This window comes from Neorhizobium sp. CSC1952, assembly GCF_030378245.1.
Taxonomy (GTDB): Bacteria; Pseudomonadota; Alphaproteobacteria; order Rhizobiales; family Rhizobiaceae; genus Neorhizobium; species Neorhizobium oryzae_A.
In genome coordinates this window covers 4143794-4167605 of sequence record NZ_CP128416.1, presented here as the reverse complement: position 1 = coordinate 4167605, position 23812 = coordinate 4143794, and the positions used below count along the sequence as shown (strand labels likewise).

Below are 23812 nucleotides of genomic sequence, written 5' to 3'. Positions count from 1 at the left end.
TAGCGGCAAACGGTCGGAGCGCAATCCCCGCCGGGACATGACCGCCTCCGGGAGAACGCGGGTTGCGTCGCCGCCCGTTCGATGCGAGAAGCGCCCGCCCCTCCACGGGGGCGTCCTTCCGCTGACCGGGTTTCCCCTTGAACGACCTCGCTTCCCATCTCGTCCTGCTGCTTTTTCTGGCTGCCTTCTTCGCCGGCTTCGTCGATTCGATCGCCGGCGGCGGCGGGCTCATCACCATTCCGGCCATGCTGATCGCCGGCATTCCGCCGCTCGAATCGATCGCGACCAACAAGCTGCAGTCGCAATTCGGCTCGGCTTCGGCGACGATCGCCTATGCCAGGCGCGGCCATGTGAATCTCAGAAAGCAGCTGCCGATGGCGGCCATGTCGCTGGTCGGAGGCGCGGTCGGCGCCACGCTGGCCTCTCTGGTGCCGGCCGACTGGCTGGCTGCGGCAATCCCTTTCCTGCTCGTCGCAATCGCCGTCTTCTTCGCGGTGAAGCCGAACCTCGACGACATGGACAGTCACCAAAGGGTGACGCCCTTCGTCTTCGGGCTGACGGCGGTGCCGCTGGTCGGGCTCTATGACGGCATGTTCGGTCCGGGCGCCGGGTCCTTCTATATGCTCGGCTTCGTCCTGCTCGCAGGCTTCGGCATGCTGAAGGCGACGGCGCATACCAAGCTCATCAATTTGGGCTCGAACTTCGGTTCCTTTCTGGTTTTCGCGGCGACCGGTTCGATCCTCTGGAAAATCGGCCTCTTGATGGGTATCGGCCAGTTTCTCGGCGCCCAGGTCGGCTCGCGCATGGCGATGCGGAACGGCGCGAAGCTGATCAAGCCGCTGCTGGTCGTCTCCTGCCTTGCGCTTGCCCTGAAACTGATCGCCGATCCGTCCCATCCGGTGCGCGTCTGGCTCGGCTTCTAACCCTTCATTTTCAGGGGCAGGCCTGCGGCGACGAAGAAAACCTCGTCGGCGACGGCGGCTATGCGCTGATGCAGCCGGCCCGCATGGTCGCGGAATTCCCGCGCCATCCTGTTTTCTGGCACGATGCCGAGCCCGACCTCGTTGGAGACGAGGATGAGACGGCCGGAGAGAGCGCCGGACGCCTTCACAAGCGCAGCGCCCTCGGCATCGACGTCGCGCCCCTCCATCATCAGATTGGTGATCCACAGCGTCAGGCAATCGACCAGCACGACCCTCCCCGGCGCATCCGTTTCGGTGAGATGCGCCGCCAGATCGAGCGGCACCTCATGCGTCACCCACCCCTCGCCGCGATCGGCCCGGTGGCGGGCGATGCGCTCACGCATCTCGTCGTCATAGGCGCGGCCGGTCGCGATGTAATGCCGTTCCAGGCCGCTTTCCCTCGCAAGGTTTTCCGAAAAACCGGATTTGCCCGAACGGGCACCGCCGAGGACGAGCGTGAGATGACCGGAGCGTGTCATGAAAGGAGGAGGCCTGCTCCAGAGGGGACCGGACGATTCGTAGACAAGAGAGGCGTCCGGCCCTGTTGATGATGGCTCTGGATTCGCATTGCCTGGAAATGGTGCAGGCTTTGCAGGCGAGAGTCAATCGGTACGCGCCGCGCCGCAGCCCGACATCCCTTGCGGCGCCTGCTGCTGCAGCGCGAATCGACGACAATCGGAAGGTGAAACCGTCCCGGGCCGGAACATCGGGACCCGCCATCGGACGCAAGGGCAACCGGTACGCACTACCTAATCCGGTGCCGAGGGCGAGCTGACCGCCCGCACGGAAATCAATAGCGCGACATTCTTACCGGATGGTTATTGCGCGCCGTAAGTCACGCGAATTTCTCTCTTTTCATGTTTTTCGAGAATTCCGCGACGGCGGAACGGAACGGAGCGGTTGCAGGATACCGCATCCGACCGCCAGATCTCGCCGACGATGCGGCCAGGCTCTCCCGCACGTTGTAGCGCATTGAGGCTGCCGATAAGACGAACCGGCGAAGCATGCTGCAAAAAGAGCTGGAACTGCCCGCACCGCGCGTTTGCCGGCCCCGGCAGATTGATTTCTGTCGGCGAAACCGTACCCTGCCGCTCAGGCTGACACATAAATGCGCGGTATCCGTGACAAGGGTTTCGCAGACGCGAAAAGACGCGCCGCGCCTTCGTTACGGATGACCGAGCGGACATCTGCCGAGGTGGGCGCCGCAACGACGAGACTGGGAGGTCTTAAAATGAAAAAACTCCTTGCTTCCGCAGCCCTCGCAGCCGGTCTTTACACCTTCGCAGGCTCCGCGCAGGCCGATTGCGGCTCCGTCTCCGTTGCGGAAATGAACTGGGCGTCGGCAGGCATCGCCGCCCATGTGGACAAGATCGTCCTCGAAAACGGCTACGGCTGCACCGTCGCCCTCGTCGCGGGCGATACGATGCCGACCTTCCTTTCCATGAACCAGAAGGGCCAGCCGGACGTCGCGCCGGAATTCTGGGTCAATTCCGTGCGCACGCTGCTCGACAGGGCCGTCTCGGCAGGCCGGCTGATCGTCGGAGCCGAGATCCTCGCCGACGGCGCGATCGAGGGCTGGTGGATTCCGAAATTCGTGGCCGACGCCCACCGGGACATCAAGACGGTGCAGCAGGCCCTCGCCCGTCCCGAGCTCTTCCCGGCCCCCGACAATCCTTCCAAAGGCGCCATCTACAACTGCCCGACAGGCTGGAGCTGCCAGGTTTCGACCGCCAATCTCTACAGGGCGCTGGGGGCTGAGGAGAAGAATTTCGAGCTTGTCGACACGGGCACGGCCGCCGGTCTCGACGGCTCGATCGCCAGCGCTTTTGAAAGGAAGACCGGCTGGCTCGGCTACTACTGGGCGCCGACCGCCATCCTCGGCAAATACGAGATGGTGAAACTCTCCTTCGACGTGCCTCACGACAGGGCCGATTGGGACGCCTGCACCGCCGTGCCGGACTGCCCGAACCCGAAGGTCAATTCCTATCCGACCTCGCAGGCCTTCACGCTCGTCACCAGGGAGTTCGCCGAGAAGGCGGAGGTGGCGATGGACTATATCAAGAAGCGCAAGTGGACCAATGCGACGGTCAACAAGATCCTTGCCTGGCAGACGGAGAACAAGGGCACGAACGAGGATGCCGCCCGGCATTTCCTGAAGACCATGCCGGACATCTGGACCCCCTGGATTACGCCGGACGTCGCCGAAAAGATCAAGGCGTCGCTCTGAAACACAGCTTGGAGGCCAGCTTGCCCCTCCGTGTCGCAGCTGCGCCCCCCGTATGTCGCCCGAGGTGGCGTAGCCCGTCTGCCGCTACGCGATACTTCCGGCGCGGATTCTGCTAGGATTTGCCTCTCGCGCCCGGAAAGCCATGCCGGGCAAGGGCGATGAACCAGAAACAACAAAGGGGAAACCATGGCGAATTGCAGCTTGGTGCCGGATGTCTTCCATGACGTTCCGGTCAGCGCCCGCGCAGACATCCGGAGGTGATCCATGGCTAGTCAAGGCATCGAGATCAAAGGCCTCTACAAGATTTTCGGCAACCGCGCGCGCGACTACGTGGACGCGGTCAAGGCCGGCATGACCAAGGCGGAGCTCAACGAGAAGCACGGCCACGTGCTCGGGTTGAAGGACATCAACATCTCCATGCCGGCCGGCGGCATCACGGTGGTGATGGGGCTTTCCGGCTCGGGAAAGTCGACACTGATCCGCCACATCAACCGCCTGATCGAGCCGACCGTGGGCGAGATCGTCTATGACGGCGCCGACGTCTGTCGGATGAACGAAAAGGACCTGCGCGAATTCCGGCGGCACAAGACGGCGATGGTGTTTCAGAAATTCGCCCTTCTGCCGCATCGCACGGTCATCGAGAACACGGTCTACGGCCTCGACATCCAGGGCGTGCCCCGCGCCGACAGCGTCAAGCGCGGCCAGTACTGGATCGAACGCGTCGGGCTTGCCGGTTTCGAGAAGCACTATCCGAACCAGCTTTCCGGCGGCATGCAGCAGCGCGTCGGGCTTGCCCGGGCTCTCGCCAACGATGCCGACATCCTTCTGATGGACGAGGCCTATTCGGCGCTCGACCCCCTGATCCGCGTCGACATGCAGACCGTGCTGCTCGACCTGCAGGCGGAACTGAAGAAGACCGTCGTCTTCATCACCCACGATCTCGACGAGGCGCTGAGGCTGGGCGACAAGATCGCCATCTTGCGCGACGGCCAGGTCGTGCAGCAGGGCACCGGCCAGGAGATCGTGCTGTCCCCGGCCGACGACTACATCACCGCCTTCGTCAAGGAGGTGAACCGCGGCCGCGTCATCCGGGCGAAAACCGTGATGCGGCCGCTCGAAGGCGCACCAGACGGGCTGCGGCTTGCCGGAAGCGCGACGCTGGAGAGCGCCGCCAAGCGGATGACCGAAGCGGGGCAATCCCGCGCGGTCGTCACGGATGAAGACGGCGCGCCGGTCGGCACCCTCGACCTTCCGACCATCATCGCCGCAATGGTCACGCCGGCCGGCCATGAGACGGAGAAGATGGCGGCGGAATAAGAGACATGTGTGTCGCGCGCAAGCGGATGATCGCAAGTTGAAATCATATAAAGAAATCTTTATATGATCGACTTACACCCTAAGGAGCGCGTGAATGCCGACCGCCGACGCACTGACCGAACTTCTCCGCGAAAAAGGCGTGCTGCTGGCCGACGGCGCGACCGGCACCAATCTCTTCGCCATGGGGCTCGAAGCCGGCGAAGCGCCGGAGCTCTGGAACGAAGCGGCGCCGGACAAGATCGAGAAACTGCATCAGGATTTCGTCGATGCGGGCGCCGATATCATCCTCACCAATTCCTTCGGCGGCACGCGCCATCGGCTGAAGCTGCACAAGGCGGAAGGCCGGGTGCACGAACTCAACAGGCACGCCGCCGAGATCGCCCGCAAAGTGGCGGATGGAGCCGGCCGCAAGGTGATCGTCGCGGGTTCCGTCGGCCCGACGGGCGAACTGCTCATCCCGCTCGGCGCGCTTTCCTACGAGGATGCGGTCGCGGCTTTCGCCGAACAGATCGAAGGCCTGAAGGCCGGCGGCGCCGATGTGGCGTGGATCGAGACCATGTCGTCTCCCGATGAAATCCGCGCGGCGGCGGAAGCAGCCGTCATGGTCGGCCTGCCCTATACCTATACCGGCTCCTTCGATACCGCCGGCCGCACGATGATGGGTCTCGACCCCAAGGATATCCACGGCGTGGCGAGGGATGTCGGCAGCGGACCGGCCGCGGTGGGCGCCAATTGCGGCGTCGGCGCTTCGGATATCCTGTCGAGCCTCCTCGACATGACGGCTGCCGATCCGGATGCCATCACCATCGTCAAGGGCAATTGCGGCATTCCGGAATATCGCGGCGCCGAGATCTTCTACTCCGGCACGCCGCCGCTGATGGCCGAATATGCGAGGTTAGCCCGGGATGCCGGCGCGAGGATCATCGGCGGCTGCTGCGGCACGTCCTGCGAGCATCTTGCCGCCATGCGCAGGGCGCTCGACGATTACATGCCCGGACCACGTCCGACGATCGAGGAAATCGTCGACAAGATCGGCCCGCTGCGCAATAAGACCGCCAGCGAATCGGGCGGCGATTCCGGTCGGGAAAGACGCCGCCGGCGAGGCTGAAGCCGAGGACGACGACATGGCGAGCATTTCCCCGATCGGCAGCCGCGAGACGGTGGCGGAAAGCCTTGCCGGGCTTTCGTCCGAACACCAGGGCTGGCTGGCGCTTCTCATGGAAAATCCGGCCTCCGACGATCTGCTGCTCGACGGCCTTCATCTCTACCTCGACCAGGCATCGGAAGCGCGGTTCCTCAATTCGCTGAAACTGCAGAAATGCGGGGAATGGATCGGCAATACCGCCCCTGCCCGACTGCAGATCCGGCTGATGGAAGCGGCGAAATCCAGCCAGCATTCCGCCTATCTCGCCTTCCGCGAGGGGCTGGCGAAGTCCGGCGGGCTGGAGCGCGCCTATCCCAAGGCAAGCATCTAGGGCGCCAGAGCCGCCATGTGAAATCTCAACTGCTCCGGCGAGTAGCGGAATTTCTCGCCGACCGGACAGGCATTGCGCGCCAGGCAGCCGGAGCTCACGCAGGTCCTCCCGCCGCTCTCGCTCGCGAGATAGGTCCGGCAGGCCGGGAGGTCGAAGCCGCTCAGGCCGACCGCGCCGGCGGGACAGGCCGTCAAGCAGGGTTTATCTAAGCAGCGATCGCAGGGATGAGTGCCCCTCCTGATCGGGCTCTCGACCGCGAACGGAAAGGCCAGCGCCCCCCGATAGCCGTGCCAGAGCCCGTATTCGGGATGGATGAGAATACCGAGCGGCGACAGTCTCAGTCCTTCCGCCTGCATCGCCCACCGCTGGAACGGCTGCCAGGGCGGATCGGACGGGAAATAGACGGTCGCACCGAGCGTCTCCGCAACCGGCCGGATCAACTGCTTCGACCAGGTATCGAGCGGATCGGGACCGTCATATGTCTTCTGCCATCGCGTGAAGGCAGGCCAGATCGAGCCGCCGACATTGCCGAGCAGGACGACGGACGAGGCGGGGGAGCCGTCCGGCTGCAAAGGTCCCTCGCCTGCCGGGAAGTTGACGACCCCGCGGGCATGGATGCCGTGCGGTTCGAGCGCCGCCGAAATCCGCCGCAGGATGGTCGAGGGGCCGCTCCCAGGGTTCTTCAACGAGGCCCCTCGTATTTGTAATGCGGCCGCCAGACCCCTTCCTGGATGAAGTCGGCGACCAGCCTGGCGCCGCCTTGCTCCCTGGCGGCCTCGGGCTCTCTTCAGGTGAAGGCGTCGGGCATGGAATCCTTGCGGTCCCTGATGAAGGCCAGAAGCGCCTCGTCGATCGCCGGATCGAGCGGCGGGGCCTCGTAGGAATCGAGCCAGGCACGGCAGAGCGCGTTGGCGCGCTGCTCGATACGCTTTTCGCCCTCGATCTCCCACTGCTCGAACGAATTGTTGTCGGCGAGCGGCGAGCGGTAGAAGGCGGTCTGGAAATGCGCCTGCGTGTGGGTGCAGCCGAGATAGTGGCTGCCGGGCCCGACTTCGCGGATCGCATCGAGCGCCTGCCCTTCTTCGGAAAGATCGACGCCCTGCGCCATCTTCTGCATCATGCCGAGCTGGTCCTGGTCGATCATGAATTTCTCGTAGGACGACACGAGACCGCCCTCCAGCCAGCCGGCCGCATGCAGCACGAAATTCGTGCCGGCGAGCAGCGTCGTGTTGAGCGTATTGGAGGATTCATGCGCGGCCTGCGCATCCGGCACTTTCGAGCCGCAGAGCGAACCGCCGGTGCGGAACGGCAGGCCGAGACGGCGCGCGAGCTGCGCGGCGCCGTAGGAGACCAGCGACGGTTCGGGCGTACCGAAGGTCGGCGCGCCCGACTGCATGGAGATCGAAGCAGCGAAGGTGCCGAAGAGAACCGGCGAACCCTTGCGGATGAGCTGCGTCAGGGAAGCGCCGGCCAGCACCTCGGCGAGGATCTGCGACAACGTTCCCGCAACGGTGACCGGGCTCATGGCGCCCGACAGGATGAAGGGCGAGACGACCGAAGCCTGGTTGTGCCGCGCATAGACCTTGAGCGCACCGAGCATGGTGCCGTCGAAGACCATCGGCGAGTTCGCGTTGATGAGGTTCAGCGTCACGCAATTGTTCTCGACAAACTCGTCACCGAAGACGATCTTCGCCATGGCGACCGTATCCTCGGCCCGTTCCGGCGCGGTGACCGACCCCATGAAGGGTTTGTCGGAATATCTGATATGGCTGTAGACCATATCGAGATGCCGCTTGTTGACCGGCACGTCGACCGGTTCGCAGACCGTGCCGCCGGACGAGTGCATGGACGGCGCCATGTAGGCGAGCTTCACGAAATTGCGGAAGTCCTCGATCGTCGCATAGCGGCGGTTGCCGTCGAGGTCGCGCACGAAGGGCGGGCCGTAGACCGGCGCGAAGACGGTCGCGTTGCCGCCGATATGGACGTTACGCTCGGGATTGCGGGCGTGCCATGTGAATTCCCTGGGCGCGGTCTTCAGGAGCTCGCGGCAAAGCCCTTTCGGGAAATGTACCCGGTGGCCCTGGACGTCCGCACCGGCCTTTTTCCAGAGGTCGAGCGCCTCGTCGTCGTCGCGGAACTCGATGCCGATTTCCTCAAGGATGAGATCGGCATTGCGCTCGATGAGCTGCAGGCCCTCCTCGTCGAGTACTTCATAGACGCCGATCTTGCGGGTGATATAGGGCAGCGACGGACCGGGGCCGCTGCCCGCGCGCGCCGCGCGGCGGCCTGCAGCGCCCCGTTCGCCGCGTCCCCGTCGTCCCGCGCCGCCTGCCGGTTCCGTTTCTCGGGTCAAATCGTCCATGATGCTCCTCGCCTTCACGCCGCCCTGTGGGCATTTCTCTGATGCGCCATGCTAGGCTCATGCGCAAGCCGAACCCTGCCTCTCTGCGTCACGGGTTTGCGCAGGACAGACATTCAAGCTCCGGCAAGCTCCGGCAAACTCAGCCAAGCTCAGGCCGCACCGTCGTTTTTCCGACGCGCCGCTGTCGCATACGAAGGAAATCGCGAAACAATTTGCAGGTACAGATATTCGAAGACGGTGAGCGTCTGATTTGCCGATCCCCGCGAACGTGAAGGGAAGCATTCCATGTCCGACGACGAAATCATCCTTTCGGAACTTTCCGACGAGGAACTCGTGCAGCAGATGCACGACGACCTCTATGACGGATTGAAGGAGGAGATCGAGGAGGCGACCAACATCCTGCTCGAACGCGGCTGGACGCCCTACGACATCCTGACCCAGGCACTGGTCGAAGGCATGCGCATCGTCGGCATCGATTTCCGCGACGGCATCCTCTTCGTGCCGGAGGTGCTGCTGTCGGCCAACGCGATGAAGGCCGGCATGGCGATCCTCCGCCCGCTGCTTGCCGAAACCGGTGCGCCGAAGCTCGGCAAGATGGTGATCGGCACGGTGAAAGGCGACATTCACGACATCGGCAAGAACCTGGTCGGGATGATGATGGAGGGCGCCGGCTTCGACGTGATCGACCTCGGCATCAACAATCCGGTCGAAAACTATCTCGATGCGATCGAACGGGAAAAGCCGGACATCATCGGCATGTCGGCGCTGCTCACCACGACCATGCCCTACATGAAGGTCGTCATCGACACGATGAAGGAAAAGGGCATCCGGGACGACTATATCGTTCTGGTGGGCGGCGCGCCGCTCAACGAGGAATTCGGCAAGGCGGTCGGCGCCGACGCCTATTGCCGCGATGCCGCGGTCACCGTCGAAACGGCGAAGGACTTCATCCGCCGCAGGCACAACAGCCTCGCCGCCGGAGCCTGACCCCCGGCAGCGAAGCTGGTCATCCGTCCATCAGCGGGCGGCGCGATCGACGCGGCGGCCGGCGTCCTGGGTGGCGTCAACGGCATTCGCCGTATCCTGTCCCATGCCGCGGATCGTGTTGCCGCAGGAGGAAAGCGAAACCATCGTCGCGAAAAGAGCGGCGATCACCGTGACTGTCTTGGCCGTCATGATAGAATACTCCCATGGATATGGATCGGATTGTTCCGGAAGGTGAACCTCCGGTGGAAAGCGGATTTCCGGCGAAGGAACGTTCAAATCGCGAAAAAGTTCACGTGATCGCGTGCGGAGCGATCGCGCGGGAGATTCTCGCCGTCTGCCGCCAGCACGGCCTCGACCATATCGACCTCAATTGCCTGCCGGCCATCTGGCATGCCTATCCGCAAAAGATCGTGCCGGGGCTGGAAAAGGCGGTAGCCGAGGCCCGGGAAAACGGCTTCGAGAAGATTTTCTTCGCCTATGCGGATTGCGGCACCGGCGGCGATATCGACCGGCTTTGCGAACGCGAAGGCATCGCCCGCATCGAAGGGCCGCATTGCTATTCCTTCTTCGCCGGCAACGAGGCCTTCGCAGATAGGGCCGACGAGGACCTGTTCTCCTTCTTCCTGACCGATTTCCTGGCCCGCCAGTTCGAGGCCTTCGTGATCGAACCCTTGGGCCTCGACAGGCACCCGGAGCTGAAGGCCCTCTATTTCGGCAATTACCGCAAGCTTGTCTATCTCAGCCAGGAAGAGGACGAGGCCCTGCAGGAAAAGGCCCGGGCGGCGGCGGCCTATCTCGGCCTCGACTACGAATACCGATTCACCGGCTACGGCGACCTCACGCAAGCGTTACGGTCGGCTTAACCGTTTCTTTTCGGCTTCCGGCAAAGAGTGCGGCCCTGCGCTTAAGCGGGGTGGCACATGCAGGACCGGAATTCTTCTCGGATCGTGGTGATGACGGCCGGCGGGACCAACCCGCAGGTGATGATCAATGCGCTCGCGAAACATTTTCCCGACCTGCACGTCATCGAGGAGGAACCGGAATCGAAGGGGACGCTGCTCAAGCGCCGGGCCAAACGCTTCGGCTGGCTCACCGCCTTCGGGCAGCTGGCAACCATGGTCGCCTCCAGGCTCGGCAAGAGCGTCGCCGCAAAGCGCACGCAAGAGATCGTCCGCGACCATGGCCTGTCCGCCGACCCGGACCCGGCGATCCCCGTCGTCCGTGTGCCGTCCCTCAACGATCCGGCCTGTCACGCAACGGTGACAAAGCTGCAACCTGCGGCGGTCTTCACCATTTCCTGCCGCATCCTGTCGCCGGCGAAGCTTGCCGCCATCCCCTGCCCGGTCATCAATTTCCACGCCGGCATCAACCCCATGTATCGCGGCCAGATGGGCGGCTACTGGTCGCTCGTCGAGCGTGACGAGAAGAATTTCGGCGCGACCGTGCATCTGGTCGACAACGGGATCGACACGGGCGGCACGCTCTATGAGAAGCGGCTGACGCCCTCGCGGGCCGACAGCCTTGCCACCTATCCGCTGCTGATGACGGCCGCATGCATCGATATCAGCGTCCAGTCGCTCGAGGATGCGGTCAACGGCACCTTGAAGCCCTACCAGCCTCAAGGCGCCTCGCGCTTGCGCTTCCCGCCGCCGATCTGGACCTGGCTCTATCACGGCATCGCCAAGGGCATCTGGTAGACGCGTCGTTTTTTGCTCTGTGCGACGTCGTGGCAAGCGCAGTCCCGGGCGCTCGGCCCGTGCATGCTGCGCGTCAACAAGGGAGCAAGTCATGGCCGACCGCATCATCGTCTACTGGCGGGACATTCCGGCGCAGGTGATCGTCAAGAAGGGCCGCCAGACCGCCAAGCGGGAGCTTTCGCTGCGCTTCACCGAGGCGATCGACATGTGCGCCATGCGGACCGGGGCTTCCGAGACCGACGACTACCTCGCGGAATGGCGCAAGGCGGATCCGGTGCCTGTCTCCGACGATCTGGAGGCCGAGGCCGACAGGGCGGCGGTCGAACTGGAGGCGGCCTATGACAGGGAACGGCTCGTCGCGCTGGTGAAAGCCGGCGGCCGCGAGAGCGCCTGACGCAAACTTTGAGAACAATCATCTCGGGCCCCAGAAAAGCGCCCAAAGGACCAGGAGCCAGGAATTAGATGACCCGCACCATCGTCGCATCCGCAACCCGCGAGGTCGTGATCGGCTTCGACCAGCCTTTCTGCGTGATCGGCGAGCGCATCAACCCGACCGGCCGCAAGAAGCTGGCGGCGGAAATGGTGGAAGGCAATTTCGACGCGGTCATCAAGGATGCCCTGGAACAGGTCGCCGCCGGGGCTACCATGCTCGACGTCAATGCCGGCGTGACCGCCGTCAACCCGAACGAGACCGAACCGCCGCTCCTCGTCCAGACGCTGGAGATCGTCCAGAACCTTGTCGACGTCCCTCTCTCCATCGACTCCTCCGTCACGGCGGCGATCGAGGCGGCGCTGAAGGTCGCCAAAGGCCGGCCGCTCGTCAACTCCGTGACCGGCGAAGAGGAGAAGCTCGAAGCGATCCTGCCACTCTGCAGGAAATACGACGTGCCGGTGGTGGCGATCTCCAACGACGAGACGGGTATTTCCATGGATCCGGACGTGCGTTTCGCCGTCGCAAAGAAGATCGTCGAACGCGCCGCCGATCACGGCATCAAGGCGCACGACATCGTCGTCGATCCGCTGGTCATGCCGATCGGCGCGCTGGGTTCGGCGGGCCTGCAGGTCTTCGCGCTGCTGCGGCGGCTCCGCGAAGAGTTGAAGGTCAACACGACCTGCGGGCTTTCCAACATCTCCTTCGGCCTGCCGCACCGGCATGGCATCAATGCCGGCTTCATCCCGATGGTGATCGGCGCGGGCATGACCTCGGCGATCATGAACCCCTGCCGGCCGCAGGAAATGGAGGCCGTCCGCGCCGCAAACGTGCTGAACGGCACGGACCAGAACTGCGGCACGTGGATCATGACCTATCGCGACTACAAGCCGGCCGAAAACGGCGCTGCGGCATCCGCCCCTGCCCTGGTCAATGGCGGTCGGCGTGGCGGGCGTGCGGCGAGGGCTGGCGCTGCAGCACGGATGGAGTAGAACGCGATCCAAACCGCGTGAAGTGACCAAATGAACGATACCCGCATCCACCCTCTCGTCCTCTTCATGCCGTCCGGCAAGCGCGGCCGGTTTCCGGTCGGCACGCCGGTGCTGGATGCCGCGCGCCAGCTCGGCGTCTATGTGGAGAGCGTGTGCGGCGGACGGGCGACCTGCGGGCGCTGTCAGGTCTCGGTGCAGGAAGGCAATTTCGCCAAGCACGGGATCACGTCGTCCGACGATCACCTGTCGGCGATCGGCCCCAAGGAGGAGCGCTACGACCGCGTCCGCGGTCTGCCGGAAGGCCGCCGCCTCTCCTGTTCCGCTCTGATCCAGGGCGACCTCGTCATCGATGTGCCGCAGGATACGGTGATCAATGCGCAGGTGGTGCGCAAGGCCGCCGACGAGCGCGTCTTCGACCGCAATGCGGCGATCCGCATGTGCTACGTCGAGGTCGAAGAGCCGGACATGGAAAAGCCGCTCGGCGATCTCGACCGGCTGAAGGCGGCGCTTGCAGCCGACTGGCATTTCGATGAACTGGACGTGGACTTCCACCTGATCCCCAGGGTTCAGTCGATTCTGCGCAAGGGGGAATGGAAGGTCACGGCGGCGATCCACAAGGACGGCGAGGACGACCGCCCTCGCCTGATCGCGCTCTATCCGGGCCTCAAGAACGAGGCCTACGGGATCGCCTGCGACATCGGTTCGACGACGATCGCCATGCATCTGTCGTCGCTGCTCTCGGGACGCACCGTGGCATCCGCCGGCACGTCCAACCCGCAGATCCGCTTCGGCGAAGACCTGATGAGCCGCGTCTCCTACGTGATGATGAATCCGGACGGCCGCGAGGCGATGACGGCGGCGGTACGGGAAGCCCTGAACGGACTGATCGACAAGGTCTGCGTCGAAGGCGGCGTGTCCCGGACGGACATTCTCGACAGCGTCTTCGTCGGCAATCCGATCATGCATCATCTTTTTCTCGGCATCGATCCGACCGAGCTCGGCGGCGCGCCCTTCGCGCTTGCCGTCTCCGGCGCCGTAAAGGTGAAATCGTCCGAGACCGGTCTGTCGATGAACGAGGGCACCCGCACCTATGTGCTCCCCTGTATCGCCGGTCACGTGGGGGCGGATGCGGCGGCTGCGACGCTTTCCGAAGGTCCGCACCGTCAGGATGAAATGATGCTGCTGGTCGATATCGGCACCAATGCGGAAATCGTGCTTGGCAACAGGACCCGTGTCCTCGCCGCCTCCTCGCCGACCGGCCCGGCCTTCGAGGGCGCGGAGATTTCGTCCGGCCAGCGCGCGGCGCCTGGCGCCATCGAACGCGTCCGCATCGATCCCGTGACGCTCGAACCGCGTTTCCGGGTAATCGGCGTGGAGCCCTGGTCGAACGAGCCGGGTTTTGCCGAAGCGGCGGCTGCGACCGGCGTCACCGGCATCTGCGGCTCGGGCATCATCGAGGTGATCGCCGAGATGTATCTCGTCGGGATCATTTCCGAAAACGGCGTGGTGGACGGCGCACTTGCCGGGCGCAGCCCACGCATCCTGCCGAACGGCCGCACCTTCTCTTATCTGCTGCACGACGGCGAGCCGCTGATCACGGTGACGCAGAACGACGTGCGCGCCATCCAGCTCGCCAAGGCGGCGCTCTATGCCGGCGTGAAGCTTTTGATGGACAAGCAGGGCGTCACCGAGGTCGACCGGATCGGACTGGCGGGCGCTTTCGGGACGTTCATCGATCCGAAATATGCGATGGTTCTCGGCCTCATCCCCGATTGCGATCTTTCGAAGGTCAAGGCCGTCGGCAATGCGGCCGGCACAGGCGCCCGCATGTGCCTGCTCAATCGCGGCTATCGCCGCGAAATCGAGGAAACCGTCCGGAGAATCGACAAGATAGAAACCGCCCTGGAACCGAGATTCCAGGAGCATTTCGTCGCCGCCATGGCGCTGCCGAACAAGATCGATCCCTTCCCCAACCTTTCGGCCGTGGTGACGCTGCCGGAGCGCAAGGTGCTGGCGGATGCGGCCGGCGAAGGCGGCGCCCGCAGGCGCCGCCGATCCCGCGATTGAAGGATCAGGCCGCCGCGGCGACGAAGGAGCCGAAGGCCTCGCGAATGCTTTCGGCCACCGCCTTGGCGGGGTGGGAAAGCTGCGGCGCGGTCAGCAGGCGGATATCGAAGCTGATGAGTTCCGGCAGGCCTTCCTTGGGGCCGAGGATCTGCATGTCCTCGGTCACATAGGACAGCGGGAAAGGCGCGATCGCAAGGTCGGAGACGACCGCCGCCCGCTGCGCCATGGTATGCGCGCTCGCATAGGCGACACGATAAGGCCGCTTGTGCTTCTCCAGTTGGGAAATTGCATCCTGCCGCCAGACGCAGCCGTCTTCCCAGACGGAGATCGGCAGAGGATCGCGCAGGTAGGCCGTGCCGCATTTGGCGCCGGCCCAGACCAGCTTTTCGGTATGGATCACCTCGCCGATTGTCGGGAACGGCCGCGTCGCGCAATTGATGAGGGTCAGGTCGAGCCGCTGCTCCTCGATGCGCTTGCGAAGCTGGATGCTCTGGTCGACCATGACATCCACCATGATGCCGGGAAATGCCTCGCCGAAATGCTTGAGAACCCGCGGCAGGATGCGCTCGGCGATATCGTCCGGCGCCCCGAGGCGGACCACGCCGGAAAGCTCCGGCATCACGAAGCGGGAAACGGCCTCGTTGGAAAGCGCCAGCATGCGCCGCGCATAGGAAAGCAGCATTTCGCCATGCTGCGTCAGCGTCACGGAACGGGCATCGCGCAGGAAAAGCGTCGTCTTGAGCTGCTCCTCGAGCTTCTTGATCTGCATCGAGACGGCAGACGGCGTGCGCAGCACCGCATCGGCCGCGGTAGAGAAATTGCCCGTCTCGGCAATCGCCACGAAAGTGCGCAGCACGTCATTGTCGAGCAACGGAAGCGGTGGGCGGAACGGGACGGTCATCGCGGACTCCATTCAAAAAAACTGAACTTAAAGACCATATCATTTCGTTTGATTGAATGTCAAACGCGGAGCATACTCCAAATCATCGGAAGCAAGCGTCGATACAGAACAGAATTTCATGAGACGCATAACTTGCATCCGATTGATTGATGGATTGACAGCGCCCATGCTCCCGATTGGCGCTGTCCCATGAACACCCAAGGAGAACCGTTATGACCATGATCACCTATCAGGGGAGCGAGCGCTCGCGGGTTCGTCCGTCATCGTTCGTCTCGACCATCCGCCCGGCCCTGCTGATCGCGCTGAAGCTGCGTGACGAATGGAGCCGCCGCAAGACCGAAAAGATGCTGGAAAGCCTTCCGGCGGAGATTCGCAAGGACATCGGTTGGCCGACGCCCAATGCCCCAGCCAACCGCCGATAAACCTCCCGGCACGGCCCGCTTTCGATAGAGGAAGGCGGGCCGCCCCGCTTCCCGCGCCGCGCCTCCGGCAAGCGGCCTGAACCGACCGCCGCTGCGACACGGCCATGTCGCAAAAATATTACCGGCTTGTCGTCAAAAGCCCTTCTCCGTTACTTTCTTCCATGCCAATGTCGCTTTTGAAGTAAAAGCGGGCCGCAACGCACGGCCACGGCAAGGGGAAGACGGACATGGATATCACCAGCACATACCCGGCGAAGAAGCGTTCTCTCGTCTTTTTCCTCGTACCGCATTTTACCATGCTGCCCTTTTCGGCGGCGATCGAGACGCTCCGGATCGCCAACCGCATGCTCGGCTATTCAGCCTATACCTGGCGGCTCTGTTCCGCCGACGGCGAGAAGGTCTCTTCGTCGAGCGGTATCGGCATCGAGGTCAATTCCTCGCTCGCCGACGAGCGGCGTTACCTTTCCGGGGAAAACCGTCCCAACATGGTGATCGTCTGCTCCGGCATTTATGTCGAGGAATTCAACAACAAGTCGGTGAACGCCTGGCTGCGCGAGACCTATAACCGCGGCATTGCGGTCGGCAGCCTCTGCACCGGCGCCCACGTGCTCGCCCAGGCGGGTTTGCTGAACGGCAAGCGCTGCGCCATCCATTGGGAAAACCTGCCCGGATTCGCCGAGGCCTTCCCGCAGGCCGAAGTCTACGCGGATCTCTACGAGGTCGATTCGAACCTTTACACATGCGCCGGCGGCACGGCGTCTCTCGACATGATGCTGAACCTGATCGGCCAGGATTTCGGCGAAAATCTCGTCAACCGGGTCTGCGAACAACAATTGACCGATCGGGTGCGCAATCCGCACGATCGCCAGCGCTTGCCGCTGCGTGCCCGCCTCGGCGTCCAGAACGCCAAGGTGCTCTCGATCATCGAGCTCATGGAAAACAACCTCTCCGAGCCGCTGTCCCTGGTGGAAATCGCCGACGATGCCGGCCTTTCCCGCCGCCAGATCGAACGCCTGTTCCGGCAGGAAATGGGCCGTTCCCCGGCCCGCTATTACCTGGAGATCAGGCTCGACCGCGCCCGGCACCTGCTGGTGCAGTCCTCCATGCCCGTCGTGGAAGTGGCCGTCGCCTGCGGTTTCGTGTCCGCCTCGCATTTTTCGAAATGCTACCGCGAGGTCTATAACCGCTCGCCCCAGCAGGAGCGTGCCGAGCGCAAGCTCAACATGAATACGTCGCGCACCGGCGTGGTGGTTTGACCGTCAAACGGGTGGCGGCCGGTCAGCCGGCTGCCTGCAGCGCCACCGTGCGATCCGAAAAGACCCGGTTGCGGCCGTGGTTCTTGGCCATGAACAGGAACTGCTCGGCCGCGTTGAGATAATTGTCGAAGGTTTCGGGGCCGCGGATTTTTGCCAGCCCGATCGAAACGGTGATCGAGAAATCCGCCGCGCCGGCTTCGAGCCGCATGGCCGCGATTTCAAGCCGGATCTTTTCGCAGAAATCCATCGCCGCGGCGCTGTCGAGGCCGACCAGAAGCAGGCCGAATTCCTCGTCGCCCAGACGTGCCACGAGATGCCGGCTGCCGATGCAGGCGGCTTCGAGCCTTGCGGCAAGCGCCTTCAGGACGCGGGCGATGGTTTCCTCGTCATGGGCAGTTTCCAGACGCCGGAAATGGTCGATGTCGACGATGGCGGCAGCGCAGGATATCCCCTGAGAGAGGCTTTCCTCGACCAACGGTTCGCCGAGGCGGTAGAATTCCGTGAGGGTAGGAAGGCCCGTCAAGGGATCGGCTGTCAGGGCGGCCGCGTCCGCCCGCGCCGGCGAAGGCGCCGACCAGCCGTAAGTCAGGCGCTCCGTCTCCCGGAAATGCTGGCTCTGAATATAGGGCATGCGAAGTTCCTTACGGTCAGGCGACGCTCTTGACCGCCGGCTCCTTGCCCTTCGACTGCATCGACCAGATCTGGATCAGCGTGTCGAGGTTCTGATTGACGCGGCAATAGAATTCCTCGTCGATGAACGGCCGCAGCATGAAGTCGTTGCCGCCGGCCTTCAGGAACCGGGCCGACAGCAGCCGGTTCGAGGAGGACGAAACGCCGATGATCCTGAGCTCGTGGGACCCGCGCACCGAGCGGATGCGGCGGGTAAGCTCGAAACCGTCGATGTCCGGCATGTTGTAATCGGTGACGACGAGGCCAATATCCGGGTTCTTCTTGAGAATCTCCAGCGCCTTGGCGCCGCTCTCGGCCGTGCTGACGCGGAAATTGTAGCGTTTCAGGCGGCTCGACAGCAGAGCCCGCGCGGTCGGGCTGTCGTCGACGATCAATACGTGGTGGCGATGGTTGGTCAGGAACCGGCAGACCGATTCCGCCAGCATCTCGACCGCGAAGACGTTGTCCTTCAGGATGTAGTCGACGATGTCCTTGGTGAGCAGCTTGTCGCGGGTCTCCTCGTGGAACGTTCCCGTGAAGACGATGGTCGGGATCGACAGGTCGATCAGATATTCAAGGGCCTCGCCGTTCTCGGCGCCCGGCAGGTTGATGTTGGAGATCGCGAGCGTCACCGGCTCGGTGGAGCGGTCGTAGGCGAGCTGCAATTCCTCGAAATTGCGGCAGACTTCGGTCTCGATGCCGAAAAGCTCCTTGAGCCGGGTGCCGATCATCGAAGTGAAGACGTTGGAATCCTCCGCAAGCAGGATGCGGGAATTTGCCAGGGATTGGCCGGAATACTGCATCCCGGAAATGCCGAGGAATGTCATGGTGCCCCTATCAATAAAATATTGTCCCCTCTCCAAAACCCTTACTGAAAACGATTTGCAGAACCGTTAATCCGAGCACCGATCGGCCTGAAAAACGGCACGGGCGGCCCGAAAGCCGCCCGCTAACGTCAATGATTTCTTACTTTTAACGCGTCTAGGCCCTGAGCGCCGCATTGTCAGGATCGAACGGGCTCTCGGGAATGACGCTCGCGTTGTAGAGCGTGCCGAGGATCTTGATCTTGAGCCTGGTGCCGGTCTCGGCATAGCCCGGCCTGACCATGGCGAGCGCCAGCGACTTGCCGATGCGCCAGCCATAGGCGCCGTTGGTGGCGCGGCCGATCAGCTCGCCGGTCTCGTTGTAGATCGCTTCCGATCCGCGGGCGTCGACGTCGTTGGCCCCTTCGACGGCGAGCGTGCAGAAGTTCCACTTGAGGCCGTTCTCCTTGTAGGAAAGAAGGCCCTGCCTGCCGAGGAAATCCTTGTCCGTCTTGATGAAGCGGTCGAGCCCGGATTCATAGGCGTTGTATTCGATCGACATCTCGCGCGGGATGAGCCTGTAGGATTTCTCGACCGACATCGCCAGCATGGCGCGGATGCCGAAAGGCTTGATGCCGAACTCGGCGCCCGCCTCCATCAGCTTGTCGAAGATGTAGTTCTGCATCTCGATCGGGTGATGCAGTTCCCACCCGAGCTCGCCGACGAAATTGACGCGCAGCGCATGGGCGCTGGCCGCGCCGACAGAAATCTCCTTGCCGGAAAGCCAGGGGAAATCCTTGTTCTCCAGGCTCGTGCGGGTGAGCTTCTTCAGCACCGCGCGGGATTTCGGACCGGCAAGAACCAGGACGCCGAACTTCTGGGTGATCTGGGTCAGCTTCACCGATCCGTCGGTCGGGGCAAGCTTGCGCAGATAGTCGTGGTCATGCGCCTCATAGGCGCCGGCGGAAACGAGGTAGAAGCGATCCGGCGCCCATTCGTAGACGGTGAACTCGGAACGCACCCCGCCGTCCTTGGTGAGCAGATGGCAGAGGGCGATGCGGCCGCGCTTCTTGGGGATCGCATTGGCGAGGATCGAGTCGAGGAAAGCACGCGCGCCGGGACCGGAAACCTCCATCTTGGCGAAGGCCGACATGTCGAGAACGCCGGCGTTCTCGTGCACGTTCTTGATCTCGTTGCCGACATGGTCGAAATAGTTGGAACGGCGGAACGACCATTTTTCGACGATCCGGCCATCGTCCAGCGGCGGCGCATGGTTGTGGCTGGTGATGACGTCGGCCCCGACGCCGAGTTCCTCCTTCGGCACCTCGTAGCCTTCCGGCACGAACCAGTTGGCACGCTCCCAGCCATAGACGGAGCCGAAAACGCCGCCGAGCTTCTTCAGGCGATCATACACGGGGGTAGTCTTCAGGGGACGTGCGGCGGCACGCTCCTCGTCGGGATAATGCATCGTGAAAACATTGGCATAGGCTTCTTCGTTCTTCTCGATGAGATAGCCTTCCGTTGCGTAAGGCCCGAAGCGGCGGGGATCGACGCCCATCATGTCCACGGTCGGCTCGCCGTCAACGATCCATTCCGCGAGCTGCCAGCCGGCGCCGCCTGCGGCGGTGATGCCGAAGGAATGGCCCTCGTTGAGCCAGAAGTTCCTGAGACCCGGCGCCGGGCCGACGATCGGCGATCCGTCCGGCGTATAGGCGATGGCGCCGTTATAGACCTTCTTGATGCCGACTTCGCCGAAGGCGGGCACGCGCGCGATCGCGGTTTCGATATAGGGCATCAGCCGGTCGAGATCCTCCTGGAAGAGCTCGTATTCGCTCTCGTCGGAAGGCCCGTCGACATAGCAGACGGGCGCGCCGACTTCGTAGGGGCCGAGCAGCAGGCCGCCGTTTTCCTCGCGCATGTACCAGGAGGAGTCCGACTCACGCAGCACGCCCATTTCCGGCAGGCCCTTCGCCTTGCGCTCCTGCACCGCCGGATGGGGTTCGGTGACGATATACTGGTGCTCGACCGGAATGACCGGGATGTTAATGCCGACCATCTCGCCGGTCTTGCGGGCGAAGTTGCCGGTACAGGAGATCACGTGTTCGGCGGTGATCTCGCCCTTGTCGGTCGTCACCTTCCAGAGGCCGTCCGGCTGCTGTTCGATCGCTGTGACCGTCATGTTTCGGTAGATCGTGGCGCCGCGATCGCGCGCTCCCTTGGCGAGCGCCTGGGTGAGATCGGCCGGCTGGATGTAGCCGTCGTCCGGATGCTGGATGGCACCTAGGATGCCGTCGGTCTCGCAGAGCGGCCAGACCTCCTTCACCTCATCCGGCGTCAGGATATTGACCTTCACGCCGATCGTCTCGGCGATGCCGGCATAATACATAAACTCGTCCCAGCGGTCCTTGGTGCGGGCGAGGCGGATGTTCGAGACCTTCGAAAAACCGACATTCATGCCGGTTTCCTCCTGCAGTTCCTGATAGAACCGCACCGAATACTTATGAAGCTGCCCCACCGAATAGGAGAGGTTGAAGAGCGGCAGGAGGCCCGCCGCATGCCAGGTCGAGCCGGAGGTTAGCTCCTTGCGCTCGATCAGGACCGCGTCGCTCCAGCCCTTCTTCGCCAGGTGATAGAGCGTCGAAACGCCGACCACGCCGCCGCCGATCACCACCGCCCGTGCATGTGTCTTCATGGAAATGAACCCCTCTTCGGCTTCGCTTCGCCGCGTCGAACAATTTCGGCGACTATGCAATTCCGGCAGGCAGCCCAAACGCCTGATTACGACATGGCGCCATCCAGCCCGCGACGGTGGCGTCGATGGGTCCGGAGAGGGCTCTTATGCGCCTCCCCGCATGTCGCCCTCCTCCGGCAGGACCGGCTTGCCGCGGTGGAAGACGATCTCCTGCTGCGGGAACGGAATATCGATCCCCTCCTCCCGGAACCGCTTGAGAATGGCGATCCTGAGGCCGTTTCGGATCCTCAATCCCTCGCCCATGTCGGCGAGATGGAAGCGCAGTTCGAAATTCAGCGACGAAGGTCCGAAGCTCATGAATTCCACATGCGGCTCGGGGTTGCGCAGCACTTCCGGCACCTGGTCGACCAGTTCGAGCAGGATGTCGATCACCTTCTGCGGCTCTGTATCGTAGCTGACAGAAACGGGGATTTCCGAACGCCCGATCTTGTTGCGGTGCGTCCAGTTGCCGACCGGCGAATTGATGAGATCGGAATTCGGCACGATGATCGACTGCTTGCGGAAGGTCTCGATCTCGGTGGCGCGGACCGAGATGCGCTTGACGATGCCTTCCGTCGCCCCGGTCACCACGTGATCGCCCACCTTGAACGGTCGCTCGACGAGCAGGATCAGACCGGAGACGAAGTTCGACACGATATTCTGCAGGCCGAAACCGATGCCGACCGAAAGAGCCGAAGCGACGAGTGCAAAGCTCGACAGATCGATGCCGGCGGCCGAAACGCCGACGATCACCGCAAGACCGACGCCGAGATAGCCGATGCCGGTCCTGACCGAATTGCGCACGCCCAGATCCACCTGGCTGCGCGCGAGAACGTTGCCGTCGATCCATTTCTGCACCCAGCGGGTGACGATGAAACCGATGCCGAAGAGAAGCAGGCCGCCCAGGATGCCGACGAGCGAGATCGAGATGTTGCCGATGCGGATCTCTGTGAAGAAGTTGTAGATCCAGGCCTCGATATCGGCGATCTGGAAGCCCCAGGTGAGCAGGATCAGCGGGATGCCGAAGAGCAGTGCGAAAGCATAGATGCCGAGCCCTGCGACGAGCCCCGCCTGGTCGAGCGCCACTTCCTTGAAATTGAAGCGCTCGGCAAGCCTTCGCCCGGCAGCCGTGTCGGTAAAGGCCCCCTGTTTGGAAATCGCCTTGCCGGAGAGAAGCCCGACATAGATGAGGACGATGGCGGCGCCGGTCAGCACGATCTGGGTCGAGGCGAAGCGCGCCAGGCCCACATAGCCAGTCAGCACCGCAAGGATGAGCAGGCCGCCCATGACGCGAAGCAGCAGCGAAAAGAACCGGGGCCAGGCGCCTCCCGGCCCGTCGGGGCTCTCGTCTTCGACAAGCCGGGGCCGGACGAAGGAGATCGCGATGAGGATCAGCCCCACGATGACGGAGGCGAGCAGGCTCTTGACGATGGTCAGGACCAGCGGCGAATCGAGCGCCTCGCTGATGGCGCCGAGCAGATAGTCGAGCCCGTTGACGACCGCCATGGCGAGCACGGCAACCGTCAGGAAACGCGCGCCCCGATTGGTGATTCGCACCAGCCGCCATTCCGGTTCGCCCGGAGCGAGAACGCCATAGGTGAGCTTCCAGACGAAATAGACGAACCAGACGAAGCCGAAGAAGGTGGCGATGATCGGCGCCACGTCTGGCCGCAGCACGTTGAAGCCGTCGAGGAAGAGGAAGGAGGCGACGAGGAAAGCCGCAAGCGACACCGTCTGAATGACCGTCGACCAGAACGCCACGGAAAGTCTTCGGATATAGGACGGCGTCTCCTGCTCGTAGCGGCGGATGAAGCGGCCGAACAGCCGGTAGCCGCCCGACAGGAACAGCATCGCCGCGCCGAGCGACAGAGCGATCGCGCCGAGCAGTTGCAGCTTCTTGAATTTCCAGACGAAGCCGATCCAGCTCCCAAAGGTCGAGCCGAAATTCCGCACTTCCGTGGTGATGGCATCACCGGCCTCGGCGAACAGATCGCCCGAGAGCTCGGTGTGTCGGAAGAGCGTCTGGGCAAACAGCGTGCGGCGCAGATTGGTGATCGTGTTGGCAAGCTGCGTGGCGCTGTTCGACAGATTGTTGGCATCCTCGACGATGAGGTTCAGCTCCGAACGTTCGTTGAGAAGCCGGCTGCGTTCTTCCGCCACCGCCGGCGCCTCGGGCGGCTGCCCGGCGGCCGGCGCGTCGCCGAGGCTCGTAAGCCGCGACTGGATCTGCTCGACACGCGTCTTCATCGCATCGGCGATGGCCTGCATCGCGCCGACGATCTCCTCGGCCTGGACCCTCAGCTCGGCAAGACGCGCATCGTCCTGCGCATCGCTTTCCACACGGCCGCGGAAAGTATTGAGCTGCTGGCGGATCGCATCGATCTTGTTGCGCATATCCGCATTGATGGAATCGACCGTTACGTCGGAGGCTGCCTGCGGCTGCGCCTGCGCTGCGGCGGATGTCGGATGGAAAAGCGGGGCGGCGAGGACCGCGATCAGGAAAGCCGCAATGAA

Annotated in this window: 23 protein-coding genes; 13 read left to right on the top strand and 10 right to left on the bottom strand. The window is 63.4% G+C overall.

The features are described from left to right. The first annotated feature begins 137 nt into the window (after window positions 1-137). Entirely contained in the window at window positions 138-923 is a 786-nt protein-coding gene (locus tag QTA58_RS20090; protein WP_289670473.1) for a TSUP family transporter, read from the top strand. On the opposite strand, the gene cobU is transcribed toward QTA58_RS20090, so the two are convergent. Both cobU and QTA58_RS20080 read right to left on the bottom strand, forming a co-directional pair. Next, window positions 920-1441: a bifunctional adenosylcobinamide kinase/adenosylcobinamide-phosphate guanylyltransferase gene (cobU, locus tag QTA58_RS20085; RefSeq protein WP_085424539.1), complete on the bottom strand. Its 522-nt coding sequence runs from the start codon at window positions 1439-1441 to the stop codon at window positions 920-922. The two genes, QTA58_RS20090 and cobU, sit on opposite strands and share 4 nt — an antisense overlap. Before the next feature lie 339 nt (window positions 1442-1780). After that, on the bottom strand, window positions 1781-2068 hold the full coding sequence (locus tag QTA58_RS20080; RefSeq protein WP_289670472.1) for a hypothetical protein: 288 nt from the start codon (window positions 2066-2068) through the stop codon (window positions 1781-1783). 125 nt (window positions 2069-2193) lie between these two features. Between QTA58_RS20080 and QTA58_RS20075 the strand changes: the two genes are divergently transcribed. The 4 genes from QTA58_RS20075 to QTA58_RS20060 all read left to right on the top strand — a co-directional run bounded on the left by QTA58_RS20075 (window position 2194) and on the right by QTA58_RS20060 (window position 5981). Beyond that, a complete protein-coding gene (locus QTA58_RS20075) occupies window positions 2194-3189 on the top strand; it encodes an ABC transporter substrate-binding protein (RefSeq protein ID WP_289670471.1) in 996 nt (331 codons plus the stop codon). Window positions 3190-3453: 264 nt separating this feature from the next. Then, window positions 3454-4506, top strand: coding sequence for a glycine betaine/L-proline ABC transporter ATP-binding protein (locus QTA58_RS20070; protein ID WP_289670470.1), 1053 nt, complete (start codon window positions 3454-3456; stop codon window positions 4504-4506). Window positions 4507-4600: 94 nt separating this feature from the next. After that, window positions 4601-5614 (top strand): betaine--homocysteine S-methyltransferase, encoded by a 1014-nt coding sequence (bmt, locus tag QTA58_RS20065; RefSeq protein WP_289670469.1) that lies wholly within the window; start codon window positions 4601-4603, stop codon window positions 5612-5614. 16 nt (window positions 5615-5630) lie between these two features. After that, a complete protein-coding gene (locus tag QTA58_RS20060) occupies window positions 5631-5981 on the top strand; it encodes a hypothetical protein (RefSeq protein ID WP_085425118.1) in 351 nt (116 codons plus the stop codon). Here the strand turns inward: QTA58_RS20060 and QTA58_RS20055 are convergent. Both QTA58_RS20055 and QTA58_RS20050 read right to left on the bottom strand, forming a co-directional pair. Beyond that, window positions 5978-6667: a ferredoxin gene (locus tag QTA58_RS20055; protein WP_289670468.1), complete on the bottom strand. Its 690-nt coding sequence runs from the start codon at window positions 6665-6667 to the stop codon at window positions 5978-5980. The two genes, QTA58_RS20060 and QTA58_RS20055, sit on opposite strands and share 4 nt — an antisense overlap. A 101-nt stretch (window positions 6668-6768) precedes the next feature. Continuing rightward, window positions 6769-8343 (bottom strand): trimethylamine methyltransferase family protein, encoded by a 1575-nt coding sequence (locus tag QTA58_RS20050; RefSeq protein WP_085424545.1) that lies wholly within the window; start codon window positions 8341-8343, stop codon window positions 6769-6771. 285 nt (window positions 8344-8628) lie between these two features. Here QTA58_RS20050 and QTA58_RS20045 point away from each other — a divergent pair, with 285 nt between their 5' ends. Next, entirely contained in the window at window positions 8629-9330 is a 702-nt protein-coding gene (locus QTA58_RS20045) for a B12-binding domain-containing protein (protein WP_085424546.1), read from the top strand. Between the two features lie 30 nt (window positions 9331-9360). Here QTA58_RS20045 and QTA58_RS20040 read toward each other — a convergent pair whose 3' ends face one another. Continuing rightward, on the bottom strand, window positions 9361-9474 hold the full coding sequence (locus tag QTA58_RS20040; protein WP_234811341.1) for an entericidin: 114 nt from the start codon (window positions 9472-9474) through the stop codon (window positions 9361-9363). A 98-nt stretch (window positions 9475-9572) separates the two neighbouring features. Between QTA58_RS20040 and QTA58_RS20035 the strand changes: the two genes are divergently transcribed. From QTA58_RS20035 to QTA58_RS20015, 5 genes are all read left to right on the top strand, one after another. Then, on the top strand, window positions 9573-10193 hold the full coding sequence (locus tag QTA58_RS20035) for a DUF1638 domain-containing protein (protein ID WP_085425119.1): 621 nt from the start codon (window positions 9573-9575) through the stop codon (window positions 10191-10193). Window positions 10194-10250: 57 nt separating this feature from the next. Continuing rightward, on the top strand, window positions 10251-11027 hold the full coding sequence (locus QTA58_RS20030) for a formyl transferase (protein ID WP_289670467.1): 777 nt from the start codon (window positions 10251-10253) through the stop codon (window positions 11025-11027). 91 nt (window positions 11028-11118) lie between these two features. After that, on the top strand, window positions 11119-11421 hold the full coding sequence (locus QTA58_RS20025; protein WP_085424549.1) for a virulence factor: 303 nt from the start codon (window positions 11119-11121) through the stop codon (window positions 11419-11421). A gap of 68 nt (window positions 11422-11489) precedes the next feature. Next, entirely contained in the window at window positions 11490-12449 is a 960-nt protein-coding gene (locus tag QTA58_RS20020) for a methyltetrahydrofolate cobalamin methyltransferase (RefSeq protein ID WP_289670466.1), read from the top strand. A gap of 30 nt (window positions 12450-12479) precedes the next feature. Beyond that, window positions 12480-14516: an ASKHA domain-containing protein gene (locus QTA58_RS20015; RefSeq protein WP_289670465.1), complete on the top strand. Its 2037-nt coding sequence runs from the start codon at window positions 12480-12482 to the stop codon at window positions 14514-14516. 4 nt (window positions 14517-14520) lie between these two features. Here the strand turns inward: QTA58_RS20015 and QTA58_RS20010 are convergent, their stop codons facing one another. After that, window positions 14521-15417: a LysR family transcriptional regulator gene (locus QTA58_RS20010; protein WP_085425120.1), complete on the bottom strand. Its 897-nt coding sequence runs from the start codon at window positions 15415-15417 to the stop codon at window positions 14521-14523. 212 nt (window positions 15418-15629) lie between these two features. Here QTA58_RS20010 and QTA58_RS20005 point away from each other — a divergent pair, with 212 nt between their 5' ends. Together QTA58_RS20005 and QTA58_RS20000 are read left to right on the top strand one after the other, a co-directional pair. Continuing rightward, on the top strand, window positions 15630-15839 hold the full coding sequence (locus QTA58_RS20005; RefSeq protein WP_085424552.1) for a hypothetical protein: 210 nt from the start codon (window positions 15630-15632) through the stop codon (window positions 15837-15839). 227 nt (window positions 15840-16066) lie between these two features. Beyond that, on the top strand, window positions 16067-17095 hold the full coding sequence (locus QTA58_RS20000) for a GlxA family transcriptional regulator (RefSeq protein WP_085424553.1): 1029 nt from the start codon (window positions 16067-16069) through the stop codon (window positions 17093-17095). 22 nt (window positions 17096-17117) lie between these two features. On the opposite strand, the gene QTA58_RS19995 is transcribed toward QTA58_RS20000, so the two are convergent. The 4 genes from QTA58_RS19995 to QTA58_RS19980 form a co-directional block, all read right to left on the bottom strand. Next, entirely contained in the window at window positions 17118-17726 is a 609-nt protein-coding gene (locus tag QTA58_RS19995) for a GGDEF domain-containing protein (RefSeq protein ID WP_289670464.1), read from the bottom strand. 16 nt (window positions 17727-17742) lie between these two features. After that, complete coding sequence (locus QTA58_RS19990; RefSeq protein WP_085424555.1) at window positions 17743-18591, bottom strand: response regulator; 849 nt, start codon at window positions 18589-18591, stop codon at window positions 17743-17745. 154 nt (window positions 18592-18745) lie between these two features. Continuing rightward, window positions 18746-21259: an FAD-dependent oxidoreductase gene (locus tag QTA58_RS19985; RefSeq protein ID WP_289670463.1), complete on the bottom strand. Its 2514-nt coding sequence runs from the start codon at window positions 21257-21259 to the stop codon at window positions 18746-18748. A 144-nt stretch (window positions 21260-21403) separates the two neighbouring features. Then, window positions 21404-23809 (bottom strand): mechanosensitive ion channel family protein, encoded by a 2406-nt coding sequence (locus QTA58_RS19980; protein WP_289673235.1) that lies wholly within the window; start codon window positions 23807-23809, stop codon window positions 21404-21406. Window positions 23810-23812: the final 3 nt, after the last annotated feature.